Below are 17,213 nucleotides of genomic sequence, written 5' to 3'. Positions count from 1 at the left end.
GGCGCTCGGGAGTGAACGTTTCAGGCGGACGCGACTTCCGGGTTCTCCCCGCGCTCGGCGGCCTCCTCGGCCGCCTTGGCTCGCTCGTCCACCGCGGAGCGGATCGCACGCCAGGCGGATTCCGCCGCCTGCTGCTCCGCTTCCTTCTTGCTGCGGCCGGTGCCGGTGCCGTACGAGACGCCTCCGACGCGGGCGGCAGCAGTAAAGGTCTTCTCATGGTCGGGGCCGGTCTCCGTGACCAGGTACTCGGGCACGCCGAGCCCCTCGGTCGCGGTGAGCTCCTGGAGACTGGTCTTCCAGTCCAGGCCGGCTCCGAGATTCGACGACTTCTCGATCAGTGGGTCGAACAGGCGGTGCACCAGCTCCGCCGCCGAGTCGAGCCCCTGGTCGAGGTACACCGCGCCGATCACCGCTTCGAGGGTGTCGGCGAGGATGGACGCCTTGTCCCGGCCGCCCGTGCCTTCCTCGCCCCGGCCGAGCCGGATGAAGGAGCCGAGGTCGAGGCCGCGGCCCACCTCCGCCAGCGCACGCGAGTTGACCACCGCGGCCCGCAGCTTGGCCAGCTGGCCCTCGGGCAGGTCGGGGTGGGTGCGGTACAGCGTGTCCGTGACCACCAGGCCGAGCACGGAGTCCCCGAGGAACTCCAGGCGCTCGTTGGTGGGCAGACCGCCGTTCTCGTACGCGTAGGAACGGTGGGTCAGCGCGCGCACCAGAAGGGCGGACTCGACCTTGTAACCGAGCCGCCCTTCCAGAAGCGTGTGGGACGAGGCTGTGTTGTCCGTCTTCTTCCTGGCGTTCGAGTCCGCCTTGGCGTCAGACATCAGACCTCTCACCGGCCGTTCAGACTTCGAGGACCTGGCGCTTGTTGTAGGTGCCGCACGACGGGCACGCGATGTGCTGCTGCTTGGGCTCGTGGCAGCGCTCGCACGCAACCAGGGTGGGGACCGCAGCCTTCCACTGCGACCGGCGGTGGCGCGTGTTGCTGCGCGACATCTTCCGCTTCGGAACAGCCACGGCTACTTCTCCTGCTTCTCGTCGGCGCGTGCTGATCGAGGCGCGCCGCCGCTCATCTCGTCCTTCTCGCCGTCCTTCATGGTGTCGGCGAGTCCCTGCAGTGCCGCCCAACGGATGTCGACGGCGTCATGGTGGTGGTCCGGGTCGTCCGCGAGCCGGGCTCCGCACTCGGAGCACAGGCCGGGGCAGTCGTCCTGGCACACCGGCTGCATCGGCAGGGCAAGCACCACCGCGTCACGCAGCACGGGTTCGAGGTCGAACAGGCCGTCCTCGATGAAGAGCCTGTCCTCGTCGTCCTCGGCGTCGGTGTCGGGCTCCGCGATCACGCGGCCCCGCTCGTCGGCGTCGGGGTACGAGAACATCTCCTGGAAGTCCGCTTCGAGCGCCAGCTCCAGCGGCTCCAGACACCTTACGCACTCCCCCGTGGCCCGTGCACCGGCGGTGCCCGTGACGAGCACCCCTTCCATGACCGACTCCAGGCGGAGTTCGAGCTTCACCGGGGCGCCTTCCGGCACTCCGATGACCCCCTGGACACCGAAGTCCTTGGGAGCGTCGACCGCGCGGGTCAGGCGCTGCAGCGCACCCGGCCGGCGACCCAGCTCGTGCGTGTCGAACACGAGGGGTTTGCGGTGGTCGAGGCGGGCGTTCAGGGCCATTTCTGCTTTCGGTCTTCGAAACTCGGGAGGACGCTGCCCTGCGGTGTTCCGGGCAGCTTTGATCGCGGACGTAGACGCGACCGAAGAGCCAGGATACTGGACCTTTCGCTCAGGGCCCAATCCGCTGTCAGCGGCCCTGCTCGTAGCGGCGCAGCTGCTCCGCGCTGATCATGGTGGTGTCGAAGAGACTTGTCTCGTCGAGGGCGTTCGACTGGGGCTGCGCGTATCCCTGTTGGTCCTGATGCCCTTGGTGCCCCTGATGTCCCTGCTGGCTCTGGGACGGGTCGTACGGGGGCTGGGGCGGGTAGGCGGCGTACGGGTCGGCCTGCTGGTAGCCGTACGGATCGGCCTGCTGGGCGTACTGCTGCTGGTAGCCGTACTGGTCCTGCTGCTGGTACGCGTAGGCGTCCTGCTGGGCGTACTGGGGCTGGGCCGGGATCTCGGGGGTCCGGGCGGGCTCCGGGGTGTCCGCCAGGGCGGCCAGTCCGGCGAGGTAGTCGGCGTCGCTGGTGTGCTGCACCGGTGCGCCGTCGTCGTTCAGGGCGAGGGCGCCGAGGTCGTCGCTGGCGATGCGGCCGTGCAGCTTCTCGCGGCCGCGGCCGACGGCCTCCAGGGTCTTGGCGAGGACCGCCTCGAAGGCCCCCAGTTTGGCGTCCACGTACGCGTCCGCGTCCTTGCGCAGGGTCTCGGGGTCGTGGCTGCGCTCGGGGGCGTCCTCGTCCTGGTAGCCGTTCTCATCGGTGCCGGGGCCGGTGCCGAGGAGCTTCTCACGGCCGCGGCCGACGGAGCCGAGGGTCTTGGTGAGGACGACCTCGAAGTTGGCGAGCTTGGAGTCGACGTAGTCGTCGGCCTCCGCGCGGATCTCCTCGGCCTCCTGGCGGGCCTCGGCGAGGATGCGGTCGGCCTCGTTCTGGGAGCGGCGGGCGACCTCGGTGTCGGAGATCAGGGAACCGCGCTCGGCGTGTGCGGTCTCGATGATCCGCTCGGCTTCCTGCCGGGCCCGCTCGACCATCTGTTCACGGTCGCCGATCAGTTCCTGGGCCTGGGCGAGGGAGCCGGGCAGGGCCTCGCGCAGCTCGTCGAGCATCGAGAGCAGGTCGGCGCGGTTGACCACGCACGAGGCCGACATGGGCAGGGCCCTGGCACTGGAGACCGCGGCGACGATCTCGTCGAGCTTCTTCTGCACGTCCACCGTGTGCTCGCCACTCTCTACAGCGTTGTTGGAGACGGACGGGTCGACTGTACGGCCACCCGTGCCCCACCCGACACCGGGTGACGGGCCGTCAGGTCACGCGGCGGGGTCCGGGGTGCGCGCCGTACACGGTGTTTCGTCCTGTGCTCAGTCCTTCCGGAGGCGCTCGTGCAGTGCTTCCAGGACCACCGGCGGCACCAGGTGCGAGACGTCGCCGCCCCAGGCCGCGACCTCCTTGACCAGAGAGGAGGACAGGAAGCTGTAGGTGGGGTTGGTGGGCACGAAGAGGGTCTCCACGCCCGAGAGGCCGTTGTTCATCTGGGCCATCTGCAACTCGTAGTCGAAGTCGCTGACCGCGCGCAGCCCCTTGACGATGGCGGGGATGTCGCGCTGCTTGCAGAAGTCGACGAGGAGGCCGTGGAAAGCCTCGACCTCGACGTTTCCGTACTCGGCGGTGACCTGGCGGATCAGGTCGATCCGCTCGTCGACGGTGAACAGACCCTGCTTGGACTTGTTGATCATCACGGCGACGTGCACGACGTCGTACAGCTTGGAGGCGCGGGCGATGATGTCGAGGTGTCCGTTGGTGATGGGGTCGAACGACCCGGGACAGACGGCGCGGCGCAACGTGGGTTCCTCGCTCTCTGATCCGGTCATCGTGCGTCTTCGCACATAGAGGCGGCGCGACCGTACCAAAGCGTCCCTTCGCCGTAGCGACGGGCCCGGATCGCCTCGAAGCCGTCCGGCCACCGGAATTCACCGCCTCTGGTGCTGCGCTCCACGGTGACGAGGGCCTCGGCAACGAGCCAGCCCCCGGTACGGAGTGTGAGCAGAATCTCGCGAAGATCGTCGTCCGTGACCGCGTACGGGGGGTCGAGGAAGACGATGTCGTACGGCACCGGCGGGGCCGGCGTGTGGACGATCTGCTCCGCTTTGCCCGCTCTGACCTCGGCGCCCGGGAGGCCCAGTGCCTTCACGTTGCCGCGGACCGTGCGGACGGCTCGGGCGTCGGCCTCGACGAGCAGGGCGTGGCCCGCACCACGGCTGAGTGCCTCCAGACCCACGGCGCCGGAGCCGGCGTACAGGTCGAGGACGCGCTCGCCGTCGAGCGGGCCGCCGAGCAGGGACTGCCAGGTGGAGAACAGTCCCTCGCGCGCGCGGTCGGAGGTGGGGCGGGTGCCGGTTCCCTGCGGGACGGTCAGGCGGCGTCCGCCGGCTGCGCCGGCGATCACGCGGGTCATCTCGGGTCCTTGTGTGGGGGAATGGTTGCGGTCCAGTCTGGCAGGCCGGGGTGCCGGTGGCGGGGTGCCCTGTGGCACGGGCGGCTGCGGGTCCGTTGGCGACTACGGGTGCGTTTGGGTTCCTCGCGCCTCAGCCCTTGTCCAAATACTGCTCCCTCTCCTCGTCCAGGAGCGCGTCCAGCGCTGTGCGCAGCCCGGGAAGGTGCTCCAGGTCCGGGTCGGCGGCCACGACCGCCGCGGCTTCCTCCCGGGCCTCCGCGATGATCTCCTCGTCCTCGATGACGGCGAGCATGCGCAGCGAGGTGCGGGCGCCGGACTGGGCCTGGCCGAGGACGTCGCCCTCGCGGCGCTGTTCGAGGTCGATGCGGGAGAGCTCGAAGCCGTCCAGGGTGGACGCCACGGCGTTCAGGCGCTGGCGGGCCGCGCTGGCCTCGGGCATCTCGGTGACCAGGAGACAGAGGCCGGGGGCCGAGCCACGGCCGACACGGCCACGGAGCTGATGGAGCTGGGAGACGCCGAACCGGTCGGCGTCCATGATCACCATCACGGTGGCGTTCGGGACGTTCACGCCGACCTCGATCACGGTGGTCGCCACCAGGACGTCGGTCTCGCCCGCCGCGAAGCGCCGCATCACGGCGTCCTTGTCGTCGGGCTGCATACGCCCGTGCAGGACCTCGACTCCCAGCCCCCGCAGAGGGCCTGCGGCGAGCTGGTCGGCGATGTCCAGGACGGCGAGGGGCGGGCGCTTCTCGGCCTCGTCCTCGGGGGACTTCTTGCGGCCGCTCTTCTTGCCGTCGTCCTCCTCGTCGCCGATGCGGGGGCAGACGACGTACGCCTGGTGTCCGTTCCCCACTTCCTCCCGCACCCGCTCCCACGCGCGCGCGAGGAAGTGCGGTTTGTCGGCGGCCGGTACGACATGGCTGGCGATCGGGGAGCGTCCGGCCGGGAGTTGGTCGAGGACGGAGGTCTCCAGGTCCCCGAAGACGGTCATCGCGACCGTGCGCGGGATGGGGGTGGCGGTCATGACGAGCAGGTGCGGCGGCTGTTTGCCCTTGCCGCGCAGGGCGTCGCGCTGCTCCACCCCGAACCGGTGCTGCTCGTCGACGACGACCAGCCCGAGGTCGTGGAACTGCACCTTGTCCTCGATCAGCGCGTGGGTGCCGATGACGATCCCCGCCTCCCCCGTGGCGAGGTCGAGCAGCGCCTGGCGGCGGGCCGCGGCACCCATGGAGCCGGTGAGCAGGACGACCTTGGTGGCGTGCTCGGCACCGCCCAGCATGCCTCCCTCGGCCAGCTCTCCCATCATCTCCGTGACCGACCGGTGGTGCTGCTGGGCGAGCACTTCGGTGGGCGCGAGCATGGCGGCCTGCCCTCCGGTGTCGACGACGGCGAGCATGGCGCGCAGGGCCACCATCGTGTTGTGGGTCACCGCGAAGTGGTCGGTGACGTAGGCGTGGCTCGGGTGGGCGACGCTGATGCACTGAACAGGCTTGCGCCCCACGTATTCGACGTCGCGGATTCCCCGCCGGAACGTGTTGTACTTCGGCCGGACACGGATCCGTTCTGCCTTGCGGGTCAGCCGAAATGGGGGGTGTTCGCCGGGAAGGGACACCGAGACGTTGAAGGCGGCCTTCTTCGGTAGTACGCGCGCGCGGCCGCCGAGTGAACGCACAAGCCACGCGACATCCTCCGCGAGCCTGAGCGAGGCCGAGCAGAGCGAGATGCTCATTCCGTTTTGATCAACGGTGCCGTCGGTGTCCAAGAGGCCCTGCAGCAACGCGAGGCGATTCTTGATCGACGTGTTTTTGAACTTGTCGGGGATGAACTTGCCATGGGACGTCACACCCCATAGCTCCAGGTCGCGCAGGGTCTCGATGATGGGATTGCGTGCGCCACCCGAGCGATGTGTCAGCTGAATCGTGTAGTCACAGCGCGATCCGGTCACGGGCACGAGGCGGCAGTCCGGGGCCACAGACGCCGCCACGGCATCATGAATTTCTGCATCGACCGTGGACACCCGCAGGTTGTGGCGAAACGAGCCGTCTCCCAGCAGGAGACCGAACAGATAGGGATCAAGAGGCAGCGCCGAGTCGCCTCCGAGGTCGACTGGGGTCGCCGAGGGGATATACCACTTCGATGATCCATTGGCCTTGTAGAGGTCGTGGCGGATTTCCCGCGTGGTCATCACTTTGGGTTCCTGACCGCGATGCCATCCGCAACTGGTGCCGACGATCCAAAGGTGCTCATCATCGCACTCCACGGAACTTCCGTCGGAGAGAACGATGCGCCACACGTCACGCTCTCCCTGCGGAAACACCCCGTCCACGAGGGCGATCTCGCCGGTGGGCACGATCACCTCGTCGCCGAGCCGCACGTCGCCCATCCGCAGAAAACCTGTGGGTGTCAGGACCAAGGAGTCCATCGGTTGGGCCTTGCCTGACCCGACCTCCCCCTGGAGCAGCCGGTGCATCGGGTGCTCGGTGGCGAGGTCGTCGAAGATCTCCCCTGAGACCTTCCGCTGGCCGTCGGTGAGGGTGAAGGGGAGGCGGGCGTCGAAGGCGGTGAGGAGGCCGTCCGGGCGGGGGGTGCGGGCCACGGCCGGGAGTTGGGCGTCGGCGTGGCGGCGGCGGGCGAGGGCGACCTGGAGGACGAAGGCCTCGTCCCACTTGAGGCGGTCGCGGGCGGCGTGGAAGTCCGCCTTGCTGTGCGGCTGGTGGATCTTCAGGAGCGCTTCGGGAAGGGAGACGAGGCCCCGTCCCTCCCGCAGCGACTCCGGCAGCGGGTCGATCGCCTCCCGGGCGCTCGACAGGACCGTCTGGACGGCTTTGGCGATCTTCCAGGACTCCAGCCTGGCGGTGGCCGGGTAGATCGGGATGAGCGCGCCGGCCCAGCTGTCGATGGCCTGCGCCGCGTCGCCGGTGTCGCCGCGCAGCAGCTCGTACGCCGGGTGGGCCAGTTGCAGGCGGCGGTTGAAGACCGAGACCTTGCCGGCGAACAGGGCGCGGGTGCCGGGCAGGAGTTCCTTGTGGGGCTTGTGCACGCCATTGCCGAAGAAGACCAGCTGGAGGCGGCCGCTGCCGTCCGTGATCGTCACTTCGAGGCGCTGGCCCTTGCCGCGTGGGGCCTTCGCCGAGGCGAACGAGTGCAGGCGGGCGTCGGCGACCTGGGCGACCACCGTGACGTGCTCGTCCATGGGCAGGTCGGCGAGGTGGGTGAGCTGCCCGCGCTCCTCGTACCTGCGGGGATAGTGGTGGAGCAGGTCTCCCACGGTGTGCAGGCCGAGGTGCTCGGCCATCACCTTCGCGGTGGCGGGGCCGAGCACCGACCTCAGCGGCTGGTCCAGGGGTTCTCGCAGTGGGGGCACGAGATCCATTGCACACCACGGCTCTGACAAAGCCGTATACGTCTTGGAAATCCGCTGGTCAGACGGGTAGTTCGCGCCCTAGGATGACCCACTTCCGGCCTCCTTTCGCGGTCACCGCCCCACCGGGACCGCCCGACCCCGCGCCGTCGAACGTCCCCCACCCGCGGCGCTGTGACGATGGATTCCCAGACCTCACAGTCATCCCAGGCACCTCAGTCACCTCACACACCTCATACGTTCCAGGTCGACCTGCGTGGTCTGGTGGACCTGCTCTCCCATCACCTGTACTCCAGTCCGAAGGTCTACCTGCGCGAGCTGCTGCAGAACGCCGTGGACGCCATCACCGCCCGGCGCGCCGAGCAGCCCGACGCACCCGCCCGAGTGCGGCTGTACACGGACGGCGGCTCCCTGCGCGTGGAGGACTCCGGCGTGGGCCTCACCGAGGCGGACGTGCACAACCTGCTGGCGACGATCGGCCGCAGCTCCAAGCGGGCCGACGCCGACGGCCTTCAGGCGGCGCGCTCCGACTTCCTGGGCCAGTTCGGCATCGGGTTGCTGGCGTGTTTCGTCGTCGCGGAGCGCATCCGGGTCGTCAGCCGCAGTGCCCGTACGCCCGACGCGGCGCCCGTGGAGTGGACGGCGACCGACGACGGCTCGTACACCGTGCGCACGCTGCCGCCGGACGCCCGCACCGAGCCGGGCACGACCGTGCACCTGGTGGCGCGGCCCGGCGCGACCGACTGGCTGAGCCAGGAGCGGGTCCTGTCCCTGGCGCGGGACTTCGGGTCGCTGCTGCCGTACGACGTGCGCGTGGGCGACGAGGCGGTCACCGACCTGCCGGCGCCCTGGGACCGCGCGTACCCGTCGCCCGCCACCCGGAGGGTGGCCCTGGCGCGGCACTGCCACGAACTGTTCGGGTTCACGCCGCTGGACTCGATCGAGCTGGACGTGCCGCTGGCCGGGATCCGGGGCGTGGCGTACGTGCTGCCGTCCGCGGTGAGCCCCGCCCAGCGCGCCGGCCACCGTGTGCACCTGAAGGGCATGCTGCTCACCGAGCGGGCCGAACAGCTGCTGCCCGACTGGGCGTTCTTCGTGCGGTGCGTCCTCGACACGGACAGCCTGCGGCCCACGGCGTCGCGGGAGTCGCTGTACGAGGACGAGACCCTCGCGGGCGTGCGGGAGGCCCTGGGGGAAAGGATCCGTTCCTGGCTGACCGGGCTCGCCGCGGGTGATCCGGAGCGGCTGGCGGCCTTCCTGTCGGTGCACCACCTGGGCGTGAAGTCCCTGGCACGGCACGACAAGGAGATGCTGCGCACGATGCTGTCATGGCTGCCGTTCGAGACGACGGACGGGCGGCTGTCCCTGGAGGAGTTCGCGCAGCGGCACCCGGTGGTGCACTTCACGCGGACGGTGGAGGAGTACCGGCAGGTCGCGCCGATCGCCTCGGCGCAGGGCGTCGGCGTCGTCAACGGCGGCTACACGTACGACAGCGAACTGGTCGAGGCGCTGCCGTCGGTGCGCCCGGGGACGGTGGTCGCCGAGCTGGACGCCGACACGGTGACCGCGCACCTGGACGCCGTGGACGCGGCCGAGGAGCTGGCCCTGGCGGGCTTCCTGTCGGCCGCGCGGGGCAGGCTCGACCCCTTGGGGTGTGATGTGGTGCTCCGGGCCTTCCATCCGCTCTCCGTGCCCGCGCTGCACCTGGACGACCGGGCGGCCCGGCACGAGCAGGCGCGCGCGGAGGCCGAGGAGCAGGCCGACGACCTGTGGGCGGGCATCCTCGGCTCCCTGCGGGGCAGTGCCCCACGCGCGCGGCTGGTGCTCAACCATCTCAACCCGCTGATCCGGAGGATCAGCTCGCTGAACGATCCGGAGCTGATCGGCACCGCCACGGAGTCCCTCTACGGGCAGGCCCTGCTGATGGCGCAGCGCCCGCTCAGGCCCGCGGACTCCGCGCTCCTGAACCGTGCGTTCATCGGACTCCTGGAGTGGGCCACGCACACCGAGTCCGGGGAGGAGGGCCGCCGATGAGCGGGTTCAGCGGGTTCACCGAGATCACTTCCTTCGACGAGCTGCGGCACGCGATGGCGGAGAACTACGAGCAGCCGGAGGGCCCCGCCCGCAACGCGCGCGCGGAGCACCTGCTCACGCAGGCCGAGAAGCTGAACATCCCGCTCGCCGTGATCGAGGCGCTCGGGCACCAGCTGAAGGTCTACAACTACAGCTCCGAGAAGGACAAGATGTTCGTACCGTTCGCGCGCCTGCTGCGCATGTGGGACGAGCGCCCGGAGGACTTCGACGAGTACGAGACCCATTCCCTGCACTGGGTCTTCAAGTGGATGTCGGCCGGCATGCTGAACCAGCCGCACATCCCGCTCGCCTCCATCGAGAAGTGGCTCGGCGAGATGGAGCGCCGCTACCGCCTGGCCGGGCACTCCGAACGGGCCGTGCGCAGCGCCGAGTTCAGCGTTGCCGCGCACGTCGGCGATGTGGAGCGGGCCGAGCGGGCGTACGGGGCGTGGCTGGCCGCCGACCGGGACGGCATGGCCGACTGTCACGCCTGCGAGCTGCACGGGCAGGGCTGGTGGCAGGCGCTGCGGAACGACGACGACCGGGCCCTGGAACTGTGGGCGCCGGTGCTGGAGGGCGAGTACACGTGCGCCCACGAGCCGCACACGGTTCTCGCGGCCTCCCTTCTGCCGCTGCTGCGCCTGGGCCGCCTCGACGAGGCCCGCGCCCACCATCTGCGCGGTTTCCGGCTCGTACGGGCCATGGAGAGCATGCGGGGCGCCTACGCGGACCATGTGGAGTTCTGCGCCCTGTCCGGCAACGAGGCGCGTGGCCTGGAGTTGCTGGCCGAGCGCTCCGCGTACTTCACGGACGGCGGGGACCCGCGCAGCAAGCTGGACTTCATGGCGGTCGTGGCCCTCCTGATGGACCGCCTCGTGGCGCGTGGGTTGGGCGGTCAGACGGTCCCCGGTCCCGCGGGGCGTGCCTGGACGGCGGGGGAACTGGCCGTCCACGCGCGCGGGGAGGCCCTTTCGCTGGCCGCCCGCTTCGACGAGCGCAACGGCACCCCGTACGTGAGCGCGCGCACCACGGAGCGCATGGACCAGCGGCCGCTGGTGGAGCGCCTGCCGTTGGGCGTGCGCGCGAGGCGGCAGATACCGGTGCCGTCGCCCCGGCCGCAGGCTCCCGTGGAGCCCGCCGCACCGGACACGCCCCCGGATCTGCCCGCCCTCCTCGCCGAGGCACGGCGGCTCGCCGAGACCGTGCACCCCGACGCCGTCGAGGCGTGGGCCGCGGTGGCGCGGGCCGCTGAGGCCGAGGACGCGGTGCTGGACCCGTACGACCGGGCGGAGATCGCCGACCATCAGGCGATCGCGCTCGGCCCCGAGGGACTGGACCTCTTCGTGCGCGCGGCCGAGCTGTACGAGGAGGCGGGCGACCAGGGGGAGGCACTGGCCGCCCACGCGCGCAGAGCGTCCGTCCACGCCTTCACAGGGCGGACGGACGCCGCCCTCGCCCTGATCTCCGAGCCGTACGAGAAGATCCTCGCGCTCTTCGCGGAGGGCGGCACCGGAGTACGGCAGATGGCGTCGGTGCTGGTGGGACGCGCACGCATCCTCATGCAACGGCTGGGCGAGGCCCAGGGCGAGGATGCCGCGGAGGCCCTGGCGGCCGCCGGGGAAGCCGTACGGGAGCTGCTGGCCCTCGCCGAGCCGCATACCGCGGACGTGCGCCTGGCCTCGCGGGCCGCCGAGGCCCTGGGCATGCTCGGCGAGCTGGCCGCACGCGGTGGGGACACCGAGGCCGCGGCGGAGCTGCTCGCACGGTCCGCCGCGGCGTACGTGGCGGCCGGACTGCCGTGGTTCGCGGTGGAGCAGGAGGCACGGCTCACGAGAGCCGCACGGCATCTCGGCGACCTGGAGGAGGCCGAGCGGGCGGCACGCGCGGCGCTGGAGCACGGAGCGCCCTACCTGGAGCCGATGGGTCACGCCCAGCTGCACCTCCAGCTGGCCGAAGTGCTGGGCGAGAGCGGAGAGTTCGCGCCTGCGGCGGAGCACGCGCTTCAGGCGGCGCACTGGGCCGACGAGGCCGGTGAGGCGCGGACTTTCGGCGCGTGGGCACGGCACCAGCTCGGTGGCTTCCTGCTGCGGCAGGGGCGGTGGGCCGAGGCCGCCGAGGTGCTGGAGTCGGCGCTCCCTGACCTCACCGCCGAGGCCCACGGCGACGGGGCGATCGTGCAGACGCGGTGGTGGCTCGGCGACTGCCTCACCGAGCTCGGGGAGCACCGGGATGCCGCCGAGCACTGGTTGCAGGCCGCCGAGATCGCCCGGCACTGGCCCGAGCAGCGCGACCACGCCATGCTCGCGCACCTCGCCGCGGAGGCGCTGGGGCAGGCGGGGTTGCCGACGGAGGCCGAGCAGGCGTTCGCGCGTGCCGGGGACCTGTGGCGCGATCTCGGCAACGTCCATGGCCTGGTCCGTGCCCTGCGCGCGCGGGCCTGGCTCGTGGTGCGCGGGAGCGGCGAGGAAGGGCTCGACCGGGCGCGGGAGTTGATGGCGGAGGCGGTCGTGGAGTGCGAGACGGTGCTGGGTGCCGGGCCGCTCGTCGGCTCCGACGGCTCCGACGGCTCCGACGGCTCCGACGGCTCCGACGGCTCCGACGACGGTCGGGAGGCCCACCGGCAGATGCTCGCCGAACTCGGACAGTCCTGTCGGCAGTTCGGGGAGCTGGTGGCCCGTTCGGTGGCGGAGGACGCGGAAGCCGACGCGGGCCGGCCGGCGTTCGAGGAGGCGCTGGGGCATCTGGCGCGGGCGATCGACGCGTACGGTGCGCTCGGTGAGGCCGGCCTCGATGCGCGTACCGGTGCCGAGTTGGCGGCCGGCCGGCTTGAGGCGGATCTTCAGCGGCCGGGGGATGCGGCGGTGCGGGCGCGGGGGGTGTTGGCGGCGTACGAGGGGGTGTCGGGCGATACGGCTCAGGCGCGTCGTACGGAGGCCGAGCGGATGCTGGAGCTGATGGAGGTGCGGGGGGAGGGCTGACGGTGGGTGGGGGTTCTGTTGGTTGGTTTCGCCCCCGCCGCCCCTACCCGTCCCATCCCCGGGGGCTCCGCCCCTTCGACCCCGCCAAGGGGGCTCCGCCCCCTGGACCCCCGCTCCTCAAACGCCGGAGGGGCTGGACGGGAATGGGCAGGGGCGGCGGGGCGCTACTCCACGCCGATCAGCAACAGCGCCCCCTGCCGCCCGCCCCGGTACACCACGGTGTCCACCGCCAGGTACGACTCCCGTACCCGGGACTCCAGGTGGTCCACGATCGTCGCCGGGGCCTCGTCGCCCAGCACCAGCGTGACCATCTCCCCACCCGCGGCCAGCATGCGGTTGAGGACCGATTCCGCGGTCGCCGTGACATCGGAGCCGATGACGGCGACGTCGCCGTCGATGAGTCCGAGGACGTCGCCGGCCTGGCAGATGCCCGCCATGGTCCAGGACTCCCGCTCGGCGATGACGACCTCGGCGTAGCGGGTGGCACCCGCCGCGGACGTCATGGAGACGACGTCCTCGTCGAAGCGGCGGTCCGGCTCGTGGACGGCGAGCGCGGCGATGCCCTGGACCGCGGACCGGGTGGGGATCAGGGCCACACGGACGCCCTCCGCACGCGCCTGCTCGGCCGCCGCGGCAGCCGTGTGCCGCAGCTCCGCGTCGTTCGGCAGCAGCACCACCTCGCGCGCGTGGGCACGCCGTACGGCCTCCACCAGTTCCCCGCTGGCGGGCGGCTCCCCGGGGCGGGCCAGAACCGTTGTCGCCCCGGCCTCGGCGTACAGCCCGGCCAGCCCCTCCCCCGGTACCACCGCCACCACCGCGCGCGGGGCCCGCTCGCGCGGCGGACGCCCGGCGCCCGCCATGTGCGCGTCCCCAGACGCGAAGTGCGTGATCCTGATCCGGTACGGCCGCCCGGCCTCGACACCCGCCTCCACGGCGGCGCCGGCGTCGTCGACGTGCACATGGACGTTCCACAGCCCGTCCCCGCCGACCACGACGAGCGAGTCCCCCAGCGCGTCCAGCCGCTCCTTGAGCCGGGCCACGGCCGCGTCGCCCGCCTCCAGCAGGTAGATCACCTCGTAGGCGGGCCCGCCCTCCTCGCACGCGTCGACGGGTACGCGCGCGTGCACGGCCGCCGGCTCCGGGACCGCCGTCCCCACGGCGAGTGCCGGGGCCGGTGCCTGTACCGGGGCCGCCGACGGCACGGTTCCGTGCTTCGGCGCCTCCCCCGTCAGCGTCTGCACCAGCGCCGCCAGGACCGTCACCAGCCCGCGCCCGCCGGCGTCCACGACCCCCGCGCGTTCCAGGACGGCCAGTTGCCCCGGGGTCGCCGCGAGGGCCGCCCGCGCGCCCTCGTACGCCGCCCGGGCGACCGCCCCGCAGTCCCCCTCCGCCCCGGTCGCGGCATCGGCCGCCGCGTCGGCGACCGAGAGGACGGTGCCCTCGACGGGGTGCGCGACCGCCTCGCGCGCGGAGTCGGCCGCGTGCCGCAGCGCGACCCGCAGGGACGGGCCGTCGGTGTGTGCGGCCTCACCGTCGGAGGCCAGCACCTGGGCCATGCCCCGCAGCAGCTGCGCGAGGATCGTTCCCGAGTTTCCCCGGGCCCCGATCAGCGCGCCGTGCGCCATGGCCCGGACGACCTCGGCGAGCGCGGGTTTCATCACGCCGTCCCCCGGCCCGTGGCCGTCCGAGCCGTCGTCCGACCCGTGACCTGCCGCCTCGTGCCCCGCGAACACCGCCTCGACCGCCGCCACGGCCGACTCCACGGTCAGGTACAGGTTCGTCCCGGTGTCGCCGTCGGCCACCGGGTAGACGTTGATCGCGTCGATCTCCTCGCGGGCCCGTCCCAGCGCCTCCAGCGCGAGCCCGCACCAGGTACGCACCGCGAGAGCATCCAATGTCTGCGGCACCTGCGGCACCTGCGCCTCCTAGACGAGCTGCTGGACGTGGGACGCAGCGTAGACCCAAGGGCGGTGTGAGCAGGAAGAGGGCCGGGAGCGGCCCTCGGACCAGCCATGGTAGTTTCGGTCCACGGGAGCAGTCGTTGTATGCTGCTCCGGTTGCCCGATCCTGATCGGGCCTTCCCCTGGCAACGCCACTCGGATCTCCGATCGTGGATCTTGATCGATCGCGGATCTTGATCCCGGCATGCCGGGATCAACCGTAAGTGCATCTGAAGTCTTTGGAGTGACCGGTGGCTGCCAACTGCGACGTCTGCGGCAAGGGGCCGGGCTTCGGCAACAACATCTCGCACTCGCACCGCCGTACGCCCCGTCGCTGGAACCCGAACATCCAGCGTGTGCGTACCGTGGTCGGCGGGACGCCGAAGCGCGTGAACGCTTGCACCTCGTGCATCAAGGCCGGCAAGGTCTCGCGCTGACGTACATCCCCCAAACTCTCGGGTCCGCCCGAGCAGGGGGCCCCGAGCGCGCGGCCACTGCTGGTTCGCTGCACGGAGCCGGTCCACCGGAGTGTGGACCGGCTTTTTGCCGCGTCTGAAGCCCTGCCTCTGAAGCCCTGCGTCCGAGGCCCTGCGTCCGAGGCCCGCATCCGAAGCCCCCGTGCCGGAGGCGCCAGCGGTGCTACGCCCCGGCCCTGAACCGCCATCCGTGATCCACCGGCCCGATCCCGTGCCCGAGCGCGAACCCGGCGGCGATCGCCCCGGTCACGTACTCCTTGGCCGCCGCCACCGCGTCCGGCACGCTCTCCCCCTTCGCCAGCCCGCAGGCGATCGCCGACGCCAGCGTGCACCCCGTGCCGTGAGTGTGCCGGTTGTCGTGCCGGGGGGCGCGCAGCCAGTACTCGGCGGAGCCGTCGGTCAGCAGATCCACTGCCTCCGCCTCCACGGGCAAATGGCCGCCCTTGATCAGCACCCACGCCGGCCCGTACGCCAGGACGGCCGCCGCGGCCCGCCTGAGACCGTCCTCCGACTCGACCCGGACGCCCGTGAGTTGGGCGACCTCGTCCAGGTTCGGCGTGGCCACCGTCGCGACCGGCAGCAGCTTCGTGCGCACCGAGTCCAGCGCGGATGCCGCCAGCAGGGAGTCCCCGTGCTTCGACACCCCCACCGGGTCGACGACGGCCGGCGCGTCCGTACCGCCGATCAACTCGGCCACCGCCTCGACGAGTTCTGCCGAGGCCAGCATGCCCGTCTTGACCGCGCTCACGCCGATGTCGTCGACGACGCCGCGGTACTGCGCCCGTACCGCCTCCACGGGCAGTTCCCAGGCGCCCTGGACGCCGAGGGAGTTCTGGGCGGTGACGGCCGTGATCACGCTCATGCCGTGCGCGCCCAGCGCGAGCATCGTCTTCAGGTCGGCCTGGATCCCGGCCCCGCCACCGGAGTCGGACCCCGCGACCGTCAGCACGCGCGGCAGGTCACGGGGGGCGCTCATGGCTCCAGGGTCCCGAAGTGGTCCCAGCCGCCCTTGTTCGTCCAGGGCGCCCCGTCGACGGTCACCTGGGGCAGCGCCGACGGGTTCAGTACCTCGCCGATCACCTTCCAGCGGGCGGGCAGCTTCACGTCCGGTGGGAAGGTCGCCACGATCGCGTGGTCCTCTCCCCCGGTCAGCACCCACTGGATGGGGTCGACGCCGACGGCCTGACCGATGTCGTTCATCTGGGTCGGGATGTCGATCGCGCCCGAACGGACATCGATCCTGACCTTGCTCGCCTCCGCGATGTGGCCCAGATCGGCGATCAGTCCGTCGCTCACGTCGCACATCGCGGTCGCGCCGAGACCGGCCGCCGCGGGCCCCGCGTGGTACGGCGGCTCGGGGCGCCGGTGCGCCTCCACGAAGGCCCGCGGCGAGCGGAACCCGCGCGACAGCACCGCGTGCCCGGCGGCGGACCAGCCGAGCCAGCCGGTCACGGCGACCACGTCTCCCGGCTGCGCGCCGGCCCGGGTCACGGGCTCGTGGTTGCGCAGATCGCCGAGCGCGGTGATCGAGACCATGATCGTGTCGCCGCGTACGACATCACCGCCGACCACGGCCGCGCCCGCGACCTGGCACTCGTCGCGCAGCCCGTCCATCAGCTCCGACGGCCAGGTGGCCGGGAGCTCCGCGGGGACGACCAGCCCGAGCAGCAGCGCGGTCGGCACGGCACCCATGGCCGCGATGTCGGCGAGGTTCTGCGCCGCCGCCTTGCGCCCGACGTCGTACGCCGTGGACCAGTCGCGGCGGAAGTGCCGCCCCTCCAGGAGGATGTCGGTGCTCGCCACGACCCTCCGGTCGGGCGCGGCCACCACCGCGGCGTCGTCGCCGGGGCCCACCCGGACCGCCGGGGTGGTGGTGAGCCGCGAGGTGAGCTCCCTGATGAGCCCGAACTCCCCGAGCTCGCCCACGGTCCCCTTCACCGACCCTCACCTGGCCCTTTCAACGATCGTCGCTCCAGCCGACCCGCTCTTCGGCCCGAGGTCCGGCCCGCGGCGCAGCCGCACGTGGGTACGGTGGTCCCCGGAATGGCACAGCATCGTCGTACGTCCCCTTCTCTGGCCCGTTTTCCGGCCCTCGCCCGGTCGCGGGCCGTCGTGGTCCTCGGTACGGTCGATTCGACCGTCACGTCGATCGTCGATCGGTACGGTCGAGCCGACCGTCAACCAGTGTCCCGCGCGCACCCCGGAGCGCGCGCCACAGGGCCCACGGGTCTCCCCGAGTTGAGCGGCGACGCGATACCGTGGCGTTCCTTTTCCCCACATGA

General features: G+C 71.7%; 13 protein-coding genes. 3 read left to right on the top strand and 10 right to left on the bottom strand.

Annotated elements, in window-relative coordinates; genetic code table 11:
- Window positions 1-20: 20 nt before the first annotated feature.
- The 7 genes from rnc to IE262_RS17825 all read right to left on the bottom strand — a co-directional run bounded on the left by rnc (window position 21) and on the right by IE262_RS17825 (window position 7,476).
- Window positions 21-821 carry a ribonuclease III gene (gene rnc, locus IE262_RS17855; RefSeq protein ID WP_134036421.1) on the bottom strand — a complete coding sequence of 267 codons (801 nt, stop codon included), beginning with the start codon at window positions 819-821 and terminating at the stop codon, window positions 21-23.
- A gap of 19 nt (window positions 822-840) precedes the next feature.
- A complete protein-coding gene (gene rpmF, locus IE262_RS17850; RefSeq protein WP_003951102.1) occupies window positions 841-1,014 on the bottom strand; it encodes a 50S ribosomal protein L32 in 174 nt (57 codons plus the stop codon).
- A gap of 2 nt (window positions 1,015-1,016) precedes the next feature.
- Window positions 1,017-1,670 (bottom strand): YceD family protein, encoded by a 654-nt coding sequence (locus tag IE262_RS17845; RefSeq protein WP_189874791.1) that lies wholly within the window; start codon window positions 1,668-1,670, stop codon window positions 1,017-1,019.
- Window positions 1,671-1,797: 127 nt separating this feature from the next.
- The gene (locus tag IE262_RS17840; RefSeq protein WP_189874789.1) at window positions 1,798-2,862 is read right to left on the bottom strand and encodes a F0F1 ATP synthase subunit B; all 1,065 of its coding nucleotides are present in this window, start codon (window positions 2,860-2,862) and stop codon (window positions 1,798-1,800) included.
- A gap of 147 nt (window positions 2,863-3,009) precedes the next feature.
- Entirely contained in the window at window positions 3,010-3,489 is a 480-nt protein-coding gene (gene coaD / locus IE262_RS17835; protein WP_189875016.1) for a pantetheine-phosphate adenylyltransferase, read from the bottom strand.
- A 26-nt stretch (window positions 3,490-3,515) separates the two neighbouring features.
- A complete protein-coding gene (gene rsmD / locus IE262_RS17830) occupies window positions 3,516-4,103 on the bottom strand; it encodes a 16S rRNA (guanine(966)-N(2))-methyltransferase RsmD (protein ID WP_134036410.1) in 588 nt (195 codons plus the stop codon).
- Window positions 4,104-4,233: 130 nt separating this feature from the next.
- A complete protein-coding gene (locus IE262_RS17825; protein WP_189874787.1) occupies window positions 4,234-7,476 on the bottom strand; it encodes a helicase-related protein in 3,243 nt (1,080 codons plus the stop codon).
- Between the two features lie 168 nt (window positions 7,477-7,644).
- On the opposite strand from IE262_RS17825, the gene IE262_RS17820 reads away from it, so the two are divergent.
- Complete coding sequence (locus IE262_RS17820) at window positions 7,645-9,498, top strand: HSP90 family protein (RefSeq protein ID WP_189874785.1); 1,854 nt, start codon at window positions 7,645-7,647, stop codon at window positions 9,496-9,498.
- Entirely contained in the window at window positions 9,495-12,515 is a 3,021-nt protein-coding gene (locus tag IE262_RS17815) for a tetratricopeptide repeat protein (RefSeq protein ID WP_189874783.1), read from the top strand. The genes IE262_RS17820 and IE262_RS17815 overlap by 4 nt, the downstream gene beginning before the upstream one ends.
- A gap of 164 nt (window positions 12,516-12,679) precedes the next feature.
- Here IE262_RS17815 and fakA read toward each other — a convergent pair whose 3' ends face one another.
- A complete protein-coding gene (fakA, locus tag IE262_RS17810) occupies window positions 12,680-14,431 on the bottom strand; it encodes a DAK2 domain-containing protein (RefSeq protein ID WP_189874781.1) in 1,752 nt (583 codons plus the stop codon).
- Between the two features lie 275 nt (window positions 14,432-14,706).
- Here fakA and rpmB point away from each other — a divergent pair, with 275 nt between their 5' ends.
- Entirely contained in the window at window positions 14,707-14,892 is a 186-nt protein-coding gene (rpmB, locus tag IE262_RS17805; RefSeq protein ID WP_004924906.1) for a 50S ribosomal protein L28, read from the top strand.
- 202 nt (window positions 14,893-15,094) lie between these two features.
- On the opposite strand, the gene thiD is transcribed toward rpmB, so the two are convergent.
- Both thiD and IE262_RS17795 read right to left on the bottom strand, forming a co-directional pair.
- Window positions 15,095-15,907, bottom strand: coding sequence for a bifunctional hydroxymethylpyrimidine kinase/phosphomethylpyrimidine kinase (gene thiD, locus IE262_RS17800; RefSeq protein ID WP_189874779.1), 813 nt, complete (start codon window positions 15,905-15,907; stop codon window positions 15,095-15,097).
- Window positions 15,904-16,869 carry a thiamine-phosphate kinase gene (locus tag IE262_RS17795; RefSeq protein WP_134036392.1) on the bottom strand — a complete coding sequence of 322 codons (966 nt, stop codon included), beginning with the start codon at window positions 16,867-16,869 and terminating at the stop codon, window positions 15,904-15,906. Before IE262_RS17795 ends, thiD begins: the two co-directional genes overlap by 4 nt.
- Between the last annotated feature and the right edge of the window lie 344 nt (window positions 16,870-17,213).

It is taken from the genome of Streptomyces bluensis (assembly GCF_014650715.1).
Lineage (GTDB): Bacteria > Actinomycetota > Actinomycetes > Streptomycetales > Streptomycetaceae > Streptomyces > Streptomyces bluensis.
The sequence above is the reverse complement of the archived record's forward strand: the minus strand, read 5'-3'. Positions and strand labels throughout refer to the sequence as shown.